17 protein-coding genes and 1 tRNA gene are annotated in these 17,101 nt (G+C 60.8%); 5 read left to right on the top strand and 13 right to left on the bottom strand.

The window, feature by feature from the left end:
- Positions 1 to 27: 27 nt before the first annotated feature.
- The 11 genes from LQ232_RS20925 to thrS form a co-directional block, all read right to left on the bottom strand.
- Positions 28 to 633 carry a 3'-5' exonuclease gene (locus tag LQ232_RS20925; protein WP_230182310.1) on the bottom strand — a complete coding sequence of 202 codons (606 nt, stop codon included), beginning with the start codon at positions 631 to 633 and terminating at the stop codon, positions 28 to 30.
- Positions 634 to 823: 190 nt separating this feature from the next.
- A tRNA-Pro gene (locus LQ232_RS20920) sits at positions 824 to 900 on the bottom strand.
- A 28-nt stretch (positions 901 to 928) separates the two neighbouring features.
- The gene (locus LQ232_RS20915; RefSeq protein WP_230182309.1) at positions 929 to 1,459 is read right to left on the bottom strand and encodes a MerR family transcriptional regulator; all 531 of its coding nucleotides are present in this window, start codon (positions 1,457 to 1,459) and stop codon (positions 929 to 931) included.
- A gap of 61 nt (positions 1,460 to 1,520) precedes the next feature.
- Positions 1,521 to 1,880, bottom strand: coding sequence for an integration host factor subunit alpha (locus LQ232_RS20910; protein ID WP_230182308.1), 360 nt, complete (start codon positions 1,878 to 1,880; stop codon positions 1,521 to 1,523).
- Positions 1,877 to 4,306, bottom strand: coding sequence for a phenylalanine--tRNA ligase subunit beta (gene pheT / locus LQ232_RS20905; RefSeq protein WP_230182307.1), 2,430 nt, complete (start codon positions 4,304 to 4,306; stop codon positions 1,877 to 1,879). The genes LQ232_RS20910 and pheT overlap by 4 nt, the downstream gene beginning before the upstream one ends.
- A gap of 24 nt (positions 4,307 to 4,330) precedes the next feature.
- Positions 4,331 to 5,365: an NAD(P)-dependent alcohol dehydrogenase gene (locus LQ232_RS20900; RefSeq protein WP_230182306.1), complete on the bottom strand. Its 1,035-nt coding sequence runs from the start codon at positions 5,363 to 5,365 to the stop codon at positions 4,331 to 4,333.
- 31 nt (positions 5,366 to 5,396) lie between these two features.
- Positions 5,397 to 6,434, bottom strand: coding sequence for a phenylalanine--tRNA ligase subunit alpha (locus tag LQ232_RS20895; protein WP_230182305.1), 1,038 nt, complete (start codon positions 6,432 to 6,434; stop codon positions 5,397 to 5,399).
- Between the two features lie 122 nt (positions 6,435 to 6,556).
- On the bottom strand, positions 6,557 to 6,916 hold the full coding sequence (rplT, locus tag LQ232_RS20890) for a 50S ribosomal protein L20 (RefSeq protein ID WP_230182304.1): 360 nt from the start codon (positions 6,914 to 6,916) through the stop codon (positions 6,557 to 6,559).
- Between the two features lie 38 nt (positions 6,917 to 6,954).
- On the bottom strand, positions 6,955 to 7,158 hold the full coding sequence (rpmI, locus tag LQ232_RS20885; protein ID WP_230182303.1) for a 50S ribosomal protein L35: 204 nt from the start codon (positions 7,156 to 7,158) through the stop codon (positions 6,955 to 6,957).
- A 148-nt stretch (positions 7,159 to 7,306) separates the two neighbouring features.
- Positions 7,307 to 7,870, bottom strand: a complete 564-nt coding sequence (infC, locus tag LQ232_RS20880; protein ID WP_371820349.1) for a translation initiation factor IF-3 — start codon at positions 7,868 to 7,870, stop codon at positions 7,307 to 7,309.
- Between the two features lie 96 nt (positions 7,871 to 7,966).
- Positions 7,967 to 9,886 carry a threonine--tRNA ligase gene (gene thrS / locus LQ232_RS20875; RefSeq protein ID WP_230182302.1) on the bottom strand — a complete coding sequence of 640 codons (1,920 nt, stop codon included), beginning with the start codon at positions 9,884 to 9,886 and terminating at the stop codon, positions 7,967 to 7,969.
- 113 nt (positions 9,887 to 9,999) lie between these two features.
- Here thrS and LQ232_RS20870 point away from each other — a divergent pair, with 113 nt between their 5' ends.
- Complete coding sequence (locus tag LQ232_RS20870) at positions 10,000 to 11,187, top strand: hypothetical protein (RefSeq protein ID WP_230182301.1); 1,188 nt, start codon at positions 10,000 to 10,002, stop codon at positions 11,185 to 11,187.
- 102 nt (positions 11,188 to 11,289) lie between these two features.
- Here the strand turns inward: LQ232_RS20870 and aceA are convergent, their stop codons facing one another.
- Positions 11,290 to 12,606 (bottom strand): isocitrate lyase, encoded by a 1,317-nt coding sequence (aceA, locus tag LQ232_RS20865; RefSeq protein WP_230182300.1) that lies wholly within the window; start codon positions 12,604 to 12,606, stop codon positions 11,290 to 11,292.
- Between the two features lie 206 nt (positions 12,607 to 12,812).
- On the opposite strand from aceA, the gene LQ232_RS20860 reads away from it, so the two are divergent.
- The gene (locus LQ232_RS20860) at positions 12,813 to 14,111 is read left to right on the top strand and encodes an aspartate aminotransferase family protein (RefSeq protein ID WP_371820348.1); all 1,299 of its coding nucleotides are present in this window, start codon (positions 12,813 to 12,815) and stop codon (positions 14,109 to 14,111) included.
- 82 nt (positions 14,112 to 14,193) lie between these two features.
- Here the strand turns inward: LQ232_RS20860 and ppa are convergent, their stop codons facing one another.
- Positions 14,194 to 14,730, bottom strand: a complete 537-nt coding sequence (ppa, locus tag LQ232_RS20855; RefSeq protein ID WP_230182298.1) for an inorganic diphosphatase — start codon at positions 14,728 to 14,730, stop codon at positions 14,194 to 14,196.
- Between the two features lie 233 nt (positions 14,731 to 14,963).
- Between ppa and LQ232_RS20850 the strand changes: the two genes are divergently transcribed.
- The 3 genes from LQ232_RS20850 to LQ232_RS20840 all read left to right on the top strand — a co-directional run bounded on the left by LQ232_RS20850 (position 14,964) and on the right by LQ232_RS20840 (position 17,092).
- Entirely contained in the window at positions 14,964 to 15,518 is a 555-nt protein-coding gene (locus tag LQ232_RS20850; protein WP_230182297.1) for a phasin family protein, read from the top strand.
- Positions 15,519 to 15,608: 90 nt separating this feature from the next.
- A complete protein-coding gene (aat, locus tag LQ232_RS20845) occupies positions 15,609 to 16,346 on the top strand; it encodes a leucyl/phenylalanyl-tRNA--protein transferase (RefSeq protein WP_230182296.1) in 738 nt (245 codons plus the stop codon).
- On the top strand, positions 16,343 to 17,092 hold the full coding sequence (locus LQ232_RS20840) for an arginyltransferase (protein WP_230182295.1): 750 nt from the start codon (positions 16,343 to 16,345) through the stop codon (positions 17,090 to 17,092). Before aat ends, LQ232_RS20840 begins: the two co-directional genes overlap by 4 nt.
- The last annotated feature ends 9 nt before the right edge of the window (positions 17,093 to 17,101 follow it).

The following is a 17,101-nucleotide window of genomic DNA, read 5'->3' as shown; positions in this document are numbered from 1 at the left end:
GATCAGGCCATCAGGCCCCGGTGAGCGCTATGGCAAATCGGGGTGAGACAGCTTCAAGGCCTCAAGCACCTTGAGCGCGGCGTAGGCGTCATTGGCGGCGTACAGCAACTGCTTGTCCGTGAGCTCACGCGCTTCCCAATTGGAGGTGGTCGTCTTCTTGGACTTGTGGAAGTGCTGCTGGAACACCACGCCCACGGCGGCGCGCACTCCCATCGAGTTGTTGTAGCCCTCTTGGCGGAACACGCTGTTCAGGTCAAGCACCGCTTGAAGCTGAACGCCCAGCTTGGCCTGGATCTGCCCTTTGTCGGATTGCAGGCCAAAGCCAACTTTCAGCACCTTGTCAGAGTGCAGCAGTTCGGCCAGGAAAGCGTGCCCCTCGCTGCGATGCGGCTGGAAGATGAAGGCCTTGTCACTCAAGGCGAACTGCACAACGTGCGGCCCCTCGCTGACCTCGCCAAACGTGAAGGTGGGCTTGGATTCGGTGTCGAAGCCAGCCCGGCCCGCCGCCATGATCTCGTCAAACGCCGCTGAAAACTCGGCCTGGGTGCGCGGCACGAAGATGCGCTCCAACGGCAAACCAGGGAACGGCGGCATCAGCGCGGTCTCGTCCTTCGAGGGAGCAATTTTTCTCATGGACAACGGCACTCCAGATGTCACAGAACTGCCTCATTTCGCAGCACAGAAAGCACTAGCCTGGGGAGGGACGCTTTACCCAGCACTTGCCAACAAGGTTATCCACAGAAGTCGGGGATAAGTCGGCATCAGGGTGGCCCAGAAACACGAAAGGGTTAGTAGGCGCTAACCTACTAACCCTCGTGATGCTTGGTCGGGACGGTGGGATTCGAACTCACGACCCCTTGCACCCCATGCAAGTGCGCTACCAGGCTGCGCTACGCCCCGAAGACTTAGACTATACCATTAATTTTGGTCATTCCAGCAATTCGCGGATCGACAACAAGGCTTCGCGCAGCTGTTCCACCGCTTGCGGACTGGCCTTTTGCAGTTCACGCACATCGGGCCCCAACCAGCTTGCCTCAGCCTCAGGTGAAGCATGACCCAAGCGCTGCGACGTGGCAGGCGCCCGCGCACCTGCTTGCAAGGCCACGGCCGGCTGGTGATCCGGCATCGCTTCGTCCAAGGGCTCAAGTTCTTCGCTCAACAAGGCCGGATCCAGTTTGGGCAAAGCACCACGGGCACCCAGCTCGGACAAGCGATTGCGGGCGCCGCTGATGGTGAAACCCTGGTCGTACAGCAATTCGCGGATACGGCGGATCAGCAGCACCTCATGGTGCTGGTAATAGCGCCGATTGCCGCGCCGCTTCATGGGTTTGAGCTGCACGAATTCCTGCTCCCAGTAGCGCAGCACATAAGGCTTGACCAGGCACAGCTCACTCACCTCACCAATGGTGAAGTAGCGTTTGGCGGGAATTGGCGGCAAGGCGCTGTCCGTGGTCGTCAAAGGGCACCCAATACTGAGAATCCCGATCTAAATCAACAAGATCGGTGAAGGGCCTGAGACTTTACTCCAACTCGTCCTCGATGGGTGAGTCTCCTTGCACCATGCCCTTGAGCTTCTGGCTGGCATGGAAGGTGACCACATGCCGCTCGGCGATGGGAATGGCCTCACCGGTGCGGGGATTGCGCCCCGGGCGGGGTGCCTTCCGCCGAATCTGGAAGTTGCCAAAGCCCGACAGCTTCACGTCCTGGCCCTGGTCCAGCGTCTCGTGCACCAGCTCGAAGAACGCTTCGACCATGTCCTTGGACTCGCGTTTGTTCAGGCCCAGCCGGTCAAACAACATCTCTGACAGGTCGGCCTTGGTCAGCGTGGGCGTCTCCAGGGTCGGCAGCAGCACGTTCACTTCGGGGAGCTTGTCGGTCATGACCGCACCCGTGCACTGACGCGTTGCGACAAGGATTCGAGCACGCCCTTCAAGGAGGCCTCGATGCGCTCATCGGTCAAGGTTTGCTCGTCGTCACGCAACTCAAGGCGAACCGCCAGGCTGCGCTCGTTCTCGGCCATGCCCGCCACGGCGGCCTTGGGTTTGTAGATGTCGAACAAGCGCGCACCGCGCACCAAGCCCTCGGACGGCGCCTCGGTGATCGCGGCCATCAAGGTATCGTGCGTGACGCTGTCGTTCACCACCAGGGCCAAATCGCGGTAGACCGACTGCAGGCGCGGCACGGCCTGGAAGGTAGGCACCACACGCTGGGTCAGCACAGCAGCATCGAGCTCGAACAGCACCGGGGCTTGCGGCAGCTCATAGCCTTGGCGCCACTTGGGGTGCAGCTCACCCACAAAGCCCACGGCTTGGCCATCCAACTCCACGCGGGCACAACGCCCAGGGTGAAAGGCAGGATGTTCGGCGGCCACAAAGCGCGGCTGTCGCGGCGCCAGCAAGGCCTCCACATCGCCCTTCACATCGAAGAAATCGACGGTGCGCGAGGGGGCGCCCCACTGCTGCACATCGGCCGGACCATAGGCCAGCCCGGTGACGCGAACCGGCTGGTCGATGCCGGCCACGGTCTGGTCACTGTTGATGACGGAAGCATCGCGTTTGAACACCCGCCCGATCTCGAAAATGCGAACACGGTCAGCCTTGCGCGACAGGTTGGTGCGCAGCACTTCGAGCAGGCTGCCGACCAGGCTGGAACGCATCACGCTCAAGGGGCTGGCGATGGGGTTGAGCACACGGATGGGGTTCTCGTTGCCCGCCAACTCGCGCTCCCAGCGCTCCTCCACAAAACTGAAGTTGATGGTTTCCTGGTAACCACGGCTGGCCACCGAGCGGCGCACCGCGAACAGGCTGCGCTTGGCTTCGGGCAGCACTTGCGCCTCGATCGGCGCCTTGGGCGGGCGCTTGGGCAGTTGGTCGAAGCCAATCACGCGCACCACTTCTTCGATCAAGTCTTCCTCGATCTGCAGGTCAAAGCGCCAGCTGGGTGGGATGACCACCAGGTGCGTGTCGCTGCCCTTGGCCTGCGTGCTGTAGTGCAAGTCCAGGCGCGTGAACACCTCCTGGCATTGCGCCAGGGTCACGGGCATGCCGATGACCCGCTGGGCACGCGACAGGCGCAGCGTCACGGGCGGACGTTCGGCCGCCTTGATCAGCTGGTCATCCACCGGGCCGGCGCGGCCGCCGCAGATGTCCAGGATCAACTGGGTGATGCGCTCGATCGCCTCCACCGTGGGTGCCGGGTCCACGCCACGCTCGTAGCGGTGCGAGGCATCGGTCGAGAAGTTGTAGCGGCGAGCCCGGCCAGCAATGGCCTTAGGCCACCAGAAGGCCGCCTCCAGGTAGACATTGCGCGTATCGTCACCCACCGAAGTTGCATCGCCGCCCATCACGCCGGCCAAGGATTCGACTTGCTGTTCGTCGGCGATCACGCCCACGTGTTCGTCCAAGGTCACCGTCTGGCCGTTGAGCAGCTTCAAGGATTCGCCAAGCTGACCCCAACGCACGGTCAGGCCGCCATGCACCTTGTCCAGGTCGAACACGTGCGAAGGCTGGCCCAGCTCGAACATCACATAGTTGGAGATATCGACCAGGGCAGACACCGAACGCTGGCCACAACGGGCCAGGCGGTCCACCATCCAAGCGGGCGTGGGCGCTTGAGGATTCACGCCACGGATGACGCGGCCAGCAAACCGGCCGCACAGATCGGGCGCCGTGACCTTGACGGGCAGCCGATCGTCGATCGTGGGCACCACGTGCTTGATGGGCAGGCGAGTCAGGTGGGCGCCGGTCAAGGCCGACACCTCGCGGGCCACGCCTTGCACGCTCAGGCAGTGGGCCAGGTTGGGCGTGAGCTTGAGTGTCAGCAGCGTGTCATCCAGCTTCAGATAATCGCGGATGCTGGTGCCCACGGGCGCATCGTCGGGCAAGATGTGCAAGCCAGACGCCTCTTCAGACACGCCCAACTCGCGGGCCGAGCACAGCATGCCCTGGCTCTCGACCCCACGCAGCTTGCCCAGCTTGATCTTGAAGGGCTTGCCATCGGCGCCGGGCGGCAACTCGGCCCCCACCGTCGCGCAGGGCACCTTGATGCCCACCGCCACATTGGCCGCGCCACACACGATCTGCAACACCTCGCCCGTGCCAGCATCCACCTTGCACACGTTCAGGCGGTCCGCATCAGGGTGCTTGGCCACTTCCAGCACCAGGCCCACCACCACACCGGTGAACGAAGGCGCCACCGGCTGCTGCTCCTCCACCTCCAGGCCGGCCATGGTCAACAGGTCGGCCAGTTGCTGGGTGTTCAGGTCAGGGTTGCAAAACGAACGCAGCCAGGACTCGGGAAATTGCATGAGGGATCCTTGGAAATTTTTAAATCAAGCTTGCGCGAAATCAGCGTCCAGCACCACGCGGTAACGGGCCTTGCCGGCGCGCAAGTGGTCCAGCGCGTCATTGATGCGGCTCATGGGGAAATGTTCGGTTTGCGGCGCGATGCCATGGCGCGCGGCAAAGGCGAGCATCGCGTCGATGTCGGTGCGCGAGCCCGTGGGCGACGCCGAGACACTGCGCTGTGCGTTCATCAAGCTGCGCGTGTCCACCGGCATCGCTTCGGTTTGCACGCCCACCAGGTGCAAGCGGCCATTGGGCGCCAAGGTGCCCACGATGGCCTTCCAGTTCAGCATCACGTTGACGGTGACCAGCACCAGGTCCAGTTGACCGGCGATCTGCTTCATGGAGGCCGGATCAACGCTGGACACCACGCGGTGCGCCCCCAGTTGCAGGGCCTCGTCCCGCTTTGACTCAGATGAGGTGAAGGCCGTGACCTCGCAACCCCACGCACGCGCGAACTTCAGCGCCAGATGGCCCAAGCCACCAATGCCCACCACGCCAATCCGGCTCGTCGGCTTGATGTCATAGGTCAGGAATGGCGAAAACACCGTCACGCCGCCGCACAGCAAAGGCCCGGCCTTGCTGGCATCCAGGCCCTCGGGAATCGGCGCCACCCAAACCCAATGCGCACGCACTCTTTCAGCAAAGCCGCCATGGTGGCCAATGATGGTGGGCTGCGCCTTGCGGCACAGCTGCTGCAAGCCACTCAGGCAAGGGTTGCAATGCAGGCAGCTGGAAGCGTTCCAGCCCAGCCCCACGCGTTGACCCAGCGTCAAGCCCTTGGCCGATGAGCCCAAGGCCACGACGCGACCAATCACCTCATGGCCGCCCACCATCGGGTAAGGCGCGATACCCCACTCGTTGTCGATCAGGGAGAGGTCGGAGTGGCACAGGCCGCAATGTTCAACCTGGATTTCGACTTCTTCCAGGCCCAAAGGGCCGGGCTCGTAGTTGAAAGGTTCGAGCGGTTGCCCAGCGGCATTGGCGGCCCAGGCTTGGATGGACGTGGCGGCGGTGGTCATCGTTCGGCTCCTGAAGTGGGAACGTCAATCTTCACTGAAACTGCGACAAAAAGCGCAGATCGCCTTCGTAGAACAGGCGCAGGTCATTGACCCCATAACGCAGCATCGTCAGGCGATCAGGCCCCAGGCCAAAGGCGAAACCAATGTACTTTTCAGGGTCCAGCCCAAAGTTGCGGACCACATTGGGGTGCACCTGGCCCGAACCACCCACTTCCAGCCAACGGCCCTTCAAAGGCCCACTGGCGAAAGCGATGTCCACCTCGGCCGAAGGCTCGGTGAAGGGGAAGAACGACGGCCGGAAGCGGATGTCCAGGTCGTCAGTCTCGAAGAAGTTGCGGAAGAAATCAGCGAACACGGCTTTCAGGTCGGTGAAGCTCACCGCCTCGCCAATCCACAGGCCTTCGCACTGGTGGAACATGGGCGAGTGCGTGGCGTCGCTGTCCACGCGGTAAGTCCGGCCCGGCGCGATCACGCGGATTTCAGGGATGCGCTCACCACGGCCCACGGCCTCGGCGTGTTGTTTGACGTGCTGAACCGCATAGCGCACCTGCATGGGGCTGGTGTGCGTGCGCAGCAGGTTGCCGCCTTCCACATAGAAGGTGTCGTGCATCGAGCGTGCGGGGTGGTCTTCCGGCGTGTTCAGGGCCGTGAAGTTGAACCAGTCGGTCTCGATTTCCGGGCCATCGGCCACGGCAAAACCCATCGAACCGAATATGGCTTCCATGCGCTCCAATGTGAGCGACACAGGATGCAGGCCGCCCTCGCCGCGCCTGCGTCCAGGCAAGCTGACATCCAGGCTCTCGGCACGCAGTTGCAAGGCCAGCTCGTCATCGGCCAGGGCCTGGCGGCGCGCGGTCAAAGCCGCTTCCACCTGCTGCTTGGCCTGGTTGATGGCGGCGCCGCGTGTTTTCTTGTCTTCCACGCTCAAGGCGCCCATGCCTTTGAGCAACTCAGTCAGGCTGCCCGACTTGCCCAGAAAGCGCGCTTTGGCGTTTTCAAGGTCGGCGGGCGTGGCGGCGGCCACGAAGGCCTCGGTAGCGGATTGAACCAGTAGTTCGAGGTCGTTCATTTCGTCGCGTTCTTCGTCATATTGCGTCGAAAAAAAAGGCCGGACACCAGGGTCAGGCCTTTGTGAAAGCTCGGCTGAAAATTCAGCCGAACCGTTTCAGCATGGTGTGCTGTGCAAGGCTATCAAGCGGCCAACTTGGACTTGGCGATCTCAACCAGGCTTGCAAAAGCAGCCGGGTCGTTGATGGCCATGTCGGACAGGACCTTGCGGTCGATCTCGATCGACGCTTTCTTGATGCCGGCCATGAACTTGCTGTAAGTCAAGCCCAGTGAACGGCTGCCGGCGTTGATCCGGGCAATCCACAAGCGACGGAACACGCGTTTCTTGGCACGGCGGTCACGGTAGGCGTATTGCCCAGCTTTCATGACCGCTTGCTTGGCAATGCGGAAAACGTTCTTGCGGCGACCGCGGAAACCCTTGGCAAGGGCTAGGACTTTTTTGTGACGAGCACGGGCTGTTACACCACGTTTAACGCGAGGCATGGATGAACTCCTTCAGGCGATGAATCAAAATCAAAAAATCAGATACCAAACCCGGGCAACATCTGTGCGACGGAGCTCATGTTGGTTTCATGCACGTTGGAGATGCCGCGCAGTTGGCGCTTCGTCTTCGTGGACTTTTTGGTCAGGATGTGGCGCTTGAAGGCGGAACCGCGCTTGACGGTGCCACCCGGACGCACGCGAAAACGCTTTTTCGCACTGCTCTTGGTCTTCATTTTGGGCATGTTCTGCTCCTTTTAAATTGTTCCTGACAGGCGCCGCGAACTTCTCCGCGTCTTGATGGCCTGCAGGCACTTTGAACCCACGGAGATGGCGACCAAACCTTCTCCAGGGCAAACACCCCCGGTCGCCCGAGGGATGTCATCTTTCAAATCACTTCTTCTTCTTCGGACCCAGAATCATGATCATCTGGCGACCTTCAAGCTTGGGCATGTTCTCGACCACCGACACATCGGCGAGCTCATCACGCACACGCTCCAACAAACGCATACCAATGTCCTGGTGGGTGATCTCTCGGCCCCGATAACGCAAGGTCACTTTGCCCTTGTCGCCGTCTTCCAGGAACTTGCGCAAATTGCGCATCTTGATCTGATAGTCGCCTTCATCGGTGCCCGGACGGAACTTCACTTCCTTGACTTCGATGACCTTCTGCTTGAGCTTGGCGTCGTGAGCTTTCTTCTGCTCCTGGTATTTGAACTTGCCGTAGTCCATCAGACGACAGACCGGCGGCTCAGCCGCAGCGGCAATTTCAACCAGGTCCACATCGGCTTCGGCAGACATGCGCAAGGCGTCCTGGATGCTCACGATGCCCAAAGGCTCGTTCTCAATCCCGTTCAACCGGACCTCTAGCGCAGTGATCTCACGATTCAGCCGGTGCTTGCGCTCAACATTGGGCGTCCGGCGGTCAAAAAAGTTAGCGATCTCGAATTCCTTCAGGCCACGGGCTCTTCAATGGAGCCCGCACCAGTCAACAATGAAACACGCGTCCCGGAAAGCGAAGCTGGCGTGGGCTGAAAACACCCACGCTTCACCTCAAGCCTTGCTGGCGATGTCTTGAGCAATCCTCTGGGAGAAGCTGTCTAGCGACATCACACCGAGGTCTTGATTGCCCCGGGCGCGCACGGCGACGGCACCAGCATCCTTCTCTTTGTCACCGACAACGAGGATGTAAGGCACCTTCTGTAGCGAATGCTCGCGGATTTTATAGGTGATTTTCTCGTTTCGCAAATCCAATTTGACCCTAAGTCCTTGTTTCTGCAATGTTTTGGCCACCTCTTTGACGTATTCCGCCTGCGAATCGGTGATGTTGAGCACCACAACCTGGGTCGGCGCCAGCCAAACCGGCAGCGCGCCGGCGTGCTGTTCGATCAAAATCCCGATGAAGCGCTCCAGGCTGCCCAGGATGGCGCGGTGCAGCATCACCGGGTGCTGGCGCTCGCTGGTGTCGGTCACGTATTCGGCGTTCAGGCGTTGCGGCATCGAGAAATCGACCTGGATGGTGCCGCATTGCCAGTGGCGGCCCAGGGCGTCTTTCAGGGTGTATTCGATCTTGGGGCCGTAGAAGGCGCCCTCGCCTGGCGCGATTTCGAATTCACTCCCGGTGGCGCGCAGGCTTTCGATCAAGGCCTGCTCGGCCTTGTCCCAGACTTCGTCACTGCCGATGCGGGCCTCGGGGCGCGTGGCCACCTTGTAGATGATGTCGGTGAAGCCAAAATCTTGATACACCTTTTGCAGCAAGGCGGTGAAGTCCACGCACTCCTGCAGGATTTGGTCTTCGGTGCAGAAGATGTGGCCGTCGTCCTGCGTGAAGCCGCGCACGCGCATGATGCCGTGCAGGCCACCGGTGGGCTCGTTGCGGTGGCATTGACCAAACTCGCCGTAGCGCACCGGCAGGTCGCGGTAGCTCTTGATGCCCTGGTTGAAGATCAGGATGTGCCCCGGGCAGTTCATGGGCTTGAGGGCGTAGTCGCGCTTTTCACTCTCGGTGGTGAACATGTTCTCGCGGTATTTGTCCCAGTGGCCGGTCTTCTCCCACAAGGTTTTGTCCAGGATCTGCGGGCCCTTGACTTCGTTGTAGCCGTTGTCGCGGTAGACCTGGCGCATGTACTGCTCGACCGCCTGCCACACCGTCCAGCCATTGGGGTGCCAGAACACCACGCCCGGCGCATGGTCGTCGATGTGGAACAAGTCCAGCTCGCGGCCCAGCTTGCGGTGGTCGCGCTTTTCGGCCTCCTCCAGCAGGGTCAGGTACTTCTGCAGATCGTCCTTGGTGGCCCAGGCCGTGCCGTAGATGCGCTGCAGTTGCTCGTTGCGGTGGTCACCGCGCCAATAGGCACCAGCCACTTTCATCAGCTTGAAGTGCTTGAGCTTGCCGGTGCTGGGCACGTGAGGGCCACGGCACAGGTCGGTGAAGGCGCCTTCGCTGTACAGCGACACATCCTGATCGGCCGGAATGCTCTCAATGATCTCGGCCTTGTAGTGCTCGCCCAGGCTCTTGAAGTAAGACACGGCTTCATCGCGCGGCAGCACGCGGCGCTCGACTTTTTCGTCTTTCTTGGCCAGGTCGCCCATCTTCTTCTCGATGGCGATCAGGTCATCGGGCGTGAAGGGGCGCTTGTAGGCGAAGTCGTAATAGAAGCCGTTCTCGATGGTGGGGCCGATGGTGACCTGAGCCTCGGGGAACAACTCCTTGACGGCGTAAGCCAGCAAGTGGGCGGTGGAGTGGCGGATCACGTCCAGGCCGGCCGAGTCTTTGTCGGTGATGATGGCCAGCGATGTGTCAGCCTCCATCAGGTAGCTGGTGTCCACCACGCGGGCGTTTTCGCCCTGCCCCACGCGACCTGCCAGGGCGGCCTTGGCCAGACCAGCACCAATGGAGGCGGCCACTTCGGCGATGGTGACCGGGCCGGGGAATTCGCGTTTGGAGCCGTCTGGAAGCTGGATCGAAATCATGGTGAACCTGTTTGTTGAGCCATTAAAAAAGCGCGGGGTGAGCCGCGCTTTTTAGGAAGGGAGAAAAGCAATCGAAGCAGCGGCCAGCCTTTTAGACCTCGGTGGAGGTCGAAGTGGTGGTGGTCGTCGTTCGCGGTGTCATAACCGTGATTGCCTTTCTCGCTCTTGATGAATGGATGAATCGGTTAGCGTGGATTTTAACCTGTTCCACATCAAGGATCCAGGGAAAAAGCCCCGAGGCCTGGCACGGCCGTGTGCGATCATCATTTCGCACTGCCTCACAGCACAAGGAAGCGCGCGTGGTCCACAAGAGCGAACCCTTTGCCTACTTTCATCACAGCCGACTTGACCGCCGTCTGCTTGGCGCCACGATCCTGGCCTGGGCGACCACCCTGTCCACGTCCGTGAGCGCGCAGGCCACCGAGGAGCCCCCTTCGGGGCGCTCCATCGAGCAGGTCGCGGAATCAACGCGAAGCGCCGTGCGGTCAACGGTCGAATGGTTGGCCAGTGGCGTGGACAGCTGGTTTGGCGACAAACCCTTCTCGGAGGGCGGCGAAGTCACTCAGGGCCAACTGAGCCTGAGTCTGCTGAAACGGCAAGACCAATCACTGGACACCGGCGTGCGCTTCAACGCCCGCTTCCGTTTGCCCAATGTGGAGAACTACAAGTACCTGTTCGTGGGCAACGACAATCGGCGAGAGGTCATCACGGACCAACCTGAGGCGTTCTCACGACAGCAGTTGCTGCTGCCCAGCGACCGCAGAGATTCTTCGTTCTTCGCCGGATTCGGCATGAGATTGATCGAGGCGGTCGACTTCCGATTGGGCGTGCGCAGCGGTTTGAAACCTTACGCACAGGCTCGCTACCGCCATGATTGGCAGCTCAGCCCCACCGATCGGATTGATTTCCGCGAGACCTTGTTTTTGACCCGCGACGACCGCCTCGGTTCGACAACGGTGGGCTCCTACGAGCATGCTCTTTCATCAACGCTGGCAGCCCGCTGGCTCAACGCTGCGACCATCACTCAGGAATCACCAAAGTTCGCCTGGTCCAGCAATCTGGGCATGCATCAATCATTTGGCGAGCAGCGCGTCCTGTCGGTAGAAGCGCTGTTCAGTGGCGTCGCAGGAGCGGCCGTTCCAGTCTCGGACTTTGGCCTGCAGACAAAATGGATTCAGCCCATCCACAAAGACTTCGTGCTGGGTGAAATCATCGTGGGTCATTTCTGGCCACGCGCCGATGCACTCAGCCGTCGCGGTCGCGCCTGGGCATTGGGTGGCGCGATCACGCTGAAGTTCTAAGCCTTGACTCACGTCGGACCGCCAATGAAAAAAGCGGCACCCAAGGGTGCCGCTTTTCATGCCTGACTGAGTCATGACAACGGGCCTCGCGGCCCGCGCCGATCAGTGGAACTGTTCTTCTTCGGTCGAGCCGGTCAGGGCCTTCACGGAAGACGAACCACCTTGGATCACGGTGGTCACGTCGTCGAAGTAGCCAGCGCCCACTTCTTGTTGGTGCGACACGAAGGTGTAGCCCTTTTCGCGAGCTGCGAATTCTGGCTCTTGAACCATTTCGGTGTAGTGCTTCATGCCTTCGCCGTTGGCGTAGGAGTGAGCGAACTGGAACGTGTTGTACCAGTTGATGTGGATACCAGCCAGCGTGATGAACTGGTACTTGTAGCCCAGGGCCGACAGGTCCTCTTGGAACGAAGCGATTTGCTTGTCGTTGAGGTTCTTCTTCCAGTTGAACGAAGGCGAGCAGTTGTACGACAGCAGCTTGCCGGGGCAGGCAGCGTGCACAGCTTGCGCGAATTCACGGGCGAAGCCGATGTCAGGCACGCCGGTTTCGCACCACACCAAGTCAGCGTAGGGAGCGTAAGCCACGCCACGGCTGATGGCTTGTTCCAGACCGTTCTTGACGCGGTAGAAGCCTTCTTGGGTGCGTTCGCCGGTGACGAAAGGTTGGTCGTTGGCATCGCAGTCGCTGGTCAGCAGGTTGGCTGCTTCAGCATCGGTGCGGGCCAGAACGATGGTGGGCACGCCCATCACGTCGGCAGCGAAACGAGCAGCGATCAGCTTCTCGATGGCTTCACGTGTAGGAACCAGCACCTTGCCGCCCATGTGACCGCACTTCTTCACGGCAGCCAGTTGGTCTTCGAAGTGAACGCCAGCAGCGCCCGAAGCGATCATGTTCTTCATCAGTTCGAAAGCGTTCAGAACGCCACCGAAACCGGCTTCAGCGTCAGCAACGATCGGCAGGAAGTAGTCAACAAAGCCTTCGTCGCCTGGGTTGATGCCACGGCCCCATTGGATTTCGTCAGCGCGCTTGAACGTGTTGTTGATGCGGCGAACCATGGTGGGCACCGAGTCGTACGCGTACAGCGATTGGTCGGGGTACATGGTTTCGGAGGTGTTGCCGTCGGCGGCGACTTGCCAGCCCGACAGGTACACGGCTTCCAGGCCAGCCTTGGCTTGTTGCATGGCTTGACCGGCGGTGATGGCGCCGAAAGCGTTGACGTAGCCCTTCTTGGCGCCACCGTTGACTTTTTCCCACAGCTTTTCAGCGCCGTTCTTGGCCAGGGTGTACTCAGGCTGCAGGCTGCCGCGCAGACGCACGACGTCAGCTGCGGAATAGCCGCGCTTGACCAGCTTCCAGCGGGGGTTTTCAGCCCAGTCTTTTTCCAGGGCGGCGATCTGTTGTTCGCGTGTGAGTTTCGTCATGACATCTCCGGGGGAGGTTGGTGGGTACGAGGAAAACCCGTGATTCTACAGAGTTCGGCGCAAATTTCAAAGACTTATGTCTTATATAAGACCTAAATTTTTGGCACCTGTGCCATCCCTGTCGGTTTTTGGGCGTACAAATGTCAGGACCCTGCCAATGATGTAGGGTGACTTGGAAACACATGGAGCACAACGTGAACCCAAACATGGACGCCTTCTGGATGCCGTTCACGGCAAACCGGGAATTCAAGCAGTCACCTCGCATGCTGGCCAAGGCCAGCGGCATGCACTACTGGACGCCTGAGGGGCGCGAGATCCTGGACGGCACCTCGGGTCTGTGGTGTGTCAATGCCGGCCACGCCCGGCCACGCATCGTTGACGCCATTGCCCACCAGGTGGCGGAGATGGACTACGCGCCGCCCTTCCAGATGGGACACCCTTTAGCGTTTTCCTTGGCTGAGCGGCTGGTCAAGCTCACGCCTGAAGGCCTCAACAAGGTGTTCTTCACCAACTCGGGCTCTGAAGCCGTGGACACGGCCCTGAAGATCGCCATCGCCTACCACCGACTGCGTGGCGAAGGCCACCGCACCCGCCTGATCGGGCGCGAACGGGGTTATCACGGTGTCAACTTCGCGGGCACCGCCTTGGGTGGCTTGGGGCCCAACCGCAAACTGTTCGGCAACCTGGTGGCTGGCGTCGATCACCTGCGCCACACGCACGACCTCACCCGCAACGCATTCACCAAAGGTCAGCCCCAGCACGGCGCCGAGCTGGCCGACGACCTGGAGCGCCTGGTGACGCTGCACGACGCGTCCACCATTGCTGCCGTCATCGTGGAGCCCATGGCCGGCTCGACCGGTGTGCTGCTGCCGCCCAAAGGCTACCTGCAGCGCCTGCGCGACATCTGCGACAAGCACGGCATCCTGCTGATTTTCGACGAGGTGATTTCGGGCTTTGGGCGGCTGGGCTCACCCTTCGCGGCGCAGCACTATGGCGTGACTCCTGACCTGTTGACCGCCGCCAAGGGCATCACCAATGGCGTGATCCCGATGGGCGCTGTGTTCGCCAAGCAAGGTATTCATGACACCTTCATGCAGGGCCCGCCGGCCGCGATCGAGCTGCCGCACGGCTACACCTATTCAGCCCATCCCATGGCTTGCGCTGCCGCCCACGGCACCTTGGACACGTATGAAGAAGAAGGCCTGTTGACCCGGGCGGCGCAATTGGAAGGCAAGTTCGAAGACGCCTTCCACCAGCTGAAGGGCCAGCCCCACGTAGTGGACATCCGCAACACGGGTGCTGTGGTCGCGGTGGAGTTCGCCCCCAGGGCCGGTGCTGCCCCCGGGCGCCGGGCGTTTGAGGCCTTCCTCGGCTGTTGGGAAGAAGGCGTTTTGGTGCGTGCCGCGGGCGACAACATCGCCATTTCGCCGCCCCTGATCATCAACGACGGACAGATTGACCAGATTGCCTCGACCCTGGCCAAGGTGATCAAGCGCCTCGAATAAACCGAGTGGCTGCGCGCCCAATAAAAAACCGCCACAGCCCTCACGGGTTCGGCGGTTTTTTAACGCAAGCTTGATTGAAGAATCAGGCGTGCTTCTTGTTGTAGTTGGCAATGCCTTGGGTGACTTCCGCCTTGGCATCTTCAATACCAGCCCAGCCAATCACTTTCACCCACTTGCCAGGCTCCAGATCCTTGTAGTGCTCAAAGAAGTGCTGGATCTGCTTGAGCAACTGCTCGGGCAGGTCATCCGTCGACTTGATCTTGGAGTACATCGGCAAGATCTTTTCGGTGGGCACGGCCACGAGTTTGGAGTCGCCACCGGCCTCGTCGTCCATTTTCAGGATGCCCAGAGGGCGGCAGGCCACCACCACGCCAGGAGGCAATGGGAAAGGCGTCACCACCAGCACATCGACCGGATCTCCGTCATCGGCCAGGGTTTGGGGCACATAGCCGTAGTTGCACGGATAGTGCATCGCGGTGCCCATGAAGCGGTCGACGAAAACCGCGCCGGTTTCATGGTCGACTTCGTACTTGACCGGGTCGGAATTGGCCGAGATTTCGATGATGACGTTGAACGCATCGGGTGCCTTGGCACCGGGAGGGACTAGCAGCAGGCTCATGATTAATCGATCAGGAGTGTGTGGATTCGAGGACGCCAAGTGTAGGCCAAGCCGCGCCTCACCCTGCCTGAGGGTAAAAAAACCGGGCATTCACCCACCTTTTGCTGCACCGCACAAAAAACCACTTGCAAAGTGTTTGCAGATCCATATACTTGGCGACATGTTGCAGCGCAACAAAGCAGTTTGAGCACAGAGCGCAGCGACTTAACCCATCAATCTTACGGAGATATGACATGCTGACCGCTGAACAACTCATGGCCAATCACAAAGCCAACATCGCCACACTGCTGGATCTGGGCCAAAAGGCTTTTGAAGGCGTGGAAAAGTTGGTCGAGCTGAACCTGCAAGTGGCCAAGGCCACGCTGGATGAAGTGTCCGAGCACACCAAGGCTGTCCTGTCTGTGAAAGACGCCCAGGAGTTGCTGGCCCTCAACACCAGCCTGCTGCAACCATCCGCCGAAAAGGCCGCTGCTTACAGCCGCCACCTGTACGACATCGCGTCCAGCACCAGCGCTGAAGTCAGCAAGGTTGCCGAAGGCCAGATGTCTGAAGCCCAGAAGAAATTCATGTCCGTGGTGGACAACGCCGTGAAGAACGCACCTGCCGGCACTGAAAACGCCGTGGTATTGGTCAAGTCGGCCGTGGCCGCCGCCAACAATGCATTTGATTCGGTGCACAAGGCTGCCAAGCAAGCCGCTGACGTGGCCGAAGCCAACTTCCAGGCCATCTCCAACACGGCCGTCAAGGCCACCCAAGCTGCCACGGCCAAGCCACGCAAGGCTGCCTGATTCTTGGGGCTGAAAGGTTGTCTCCTCGGTACCTCCTGAAATTCGTTCAAGGTACCCTTAAGCCCGGTGGTTCGCCATCGGGCTTTTTTTATGATCACTTGGCTTAACGCTCTCGACCCCTTCCCCGATACCGCCCAGGCATGGAGTGCGGCCACCGATGCCCCTGGCTTGTTGGCGGCCGGCGGCGATTTGAGCGTGGCGCGCCTGACCGATGCTTACCGGCACGGCATTTTCCCCTGGTTCAGCGAGGGCCAGCCCATCCTCTGGTGGACGCCGGACCCGCGCATGGTGCTGCCGGTGGCTGAGTTCAAACTGACCCGATCCTTGCGCAAGACGATTGGCAAGTTCTTGCGCACACCCGGCTGCGAAATCCGCATTGACAGCGCTTTTGACCAAGTGATCGAAGCTTGCGCCAACGCACCACGCCATGGCCAAAACGGCACCTGGATCGTTCCTGACATGCAAGCGGCCTACAAGCGCTGGCATGCCGCTGGGCAGGTGCACTCGTTCGAGACCTGGGTGAATGGCCAATTGGTGGGCGGCCTGTATGGGATCGGCTTGGGCCAGATGTTCTACGGCGAATCCATGTTCACGCGCCAGGCAGATGCGTCCAAGATCGCGTTGGCCGCGCTGGTTTGCTTTTGCAGGGCCCACGGCATCACCGCCATTGACTGCCAGCAACGCACCAGCCACCTGGCATCCCTGGGTGGCCGTACTTGGCCGCGCGCTGAATTCGAAGCCCATTTGAGGGGCGTCGTCGATCTCAAAGGCCCGCAAGTTTGGGCCTATGATGATTCATTCTGGTCCCACCTGGATTTGGCAGCGTGACGCACCTCAAAGACCTCCCCCTGGCTTCCTTGCAGTTCTACGCCACGGCGCCCTACCCTTGCAGCTACCTGGATGGCAAGGTGGCACGGTCGCAGGTCGCCACGCCCAGTCACCTGATCAACGCTGACGTTTACTCCGGCCTGGTGGCCAACGGTTTTCGGCGCAGCGGCATGTTCACTTACCGCCCGTATTGCGATGGCTGCCAAGCCTGCGTGCCCTTGCGGATACCGGTCGAGCGCTTTGTGGCCAGCCGCAGCCAATTGCGGGCCTGGAAGTCGCATCATGGCCTGGAAGCGCGTGTGCTGCGGCTGTGCTTCACGCCCGAGCACTATCAGCTCTACCTGCGTTACCAGGCCGGTCGCCACAAAGGCGGGGGCATGGACCACGACTCGGTCGACCAATACACGCAGTTCCTGCTGCAAAGCCGAGTCAACTCGCGGCTGGTGGAGTTCCGCGAGCCCCCCAAGGAAGGCCAGGCCCAGGGCGCACTCAAGATGGTGTCGATCCTGGACATCCTCAACGATGGGTTGTCAGCGGTCTACACCTTCTACGAACCCGAAGCCCACCGCAGCTACGGCACCTACAGCGTGCTCTGGCAGATCGACCAGGCGCAACAGTTGAATCTGCCACACGTGTACCTGGGTTACTGGATCGAACAGAGCCGCAAGATGGCCTACAAGACGCATTTCCGGCCGCACCAGACACTCAAGGGTGGCCAGTGGCGCGATGAACCCGCCGCGCCCTAGACTCCCCTC

The organism is Aquabacterium sp. CECT 9606 (assembly GCF_918741295.1).
Lineage (GTDB): Bacteria > Pseudomonadota > Gammaproteobacteria > Burkholderiales > Burkholderiaceae_C > Aquabacterium.
This window is presented reverse-complemented; position numbering and strand designations above follow the sequence as displayed.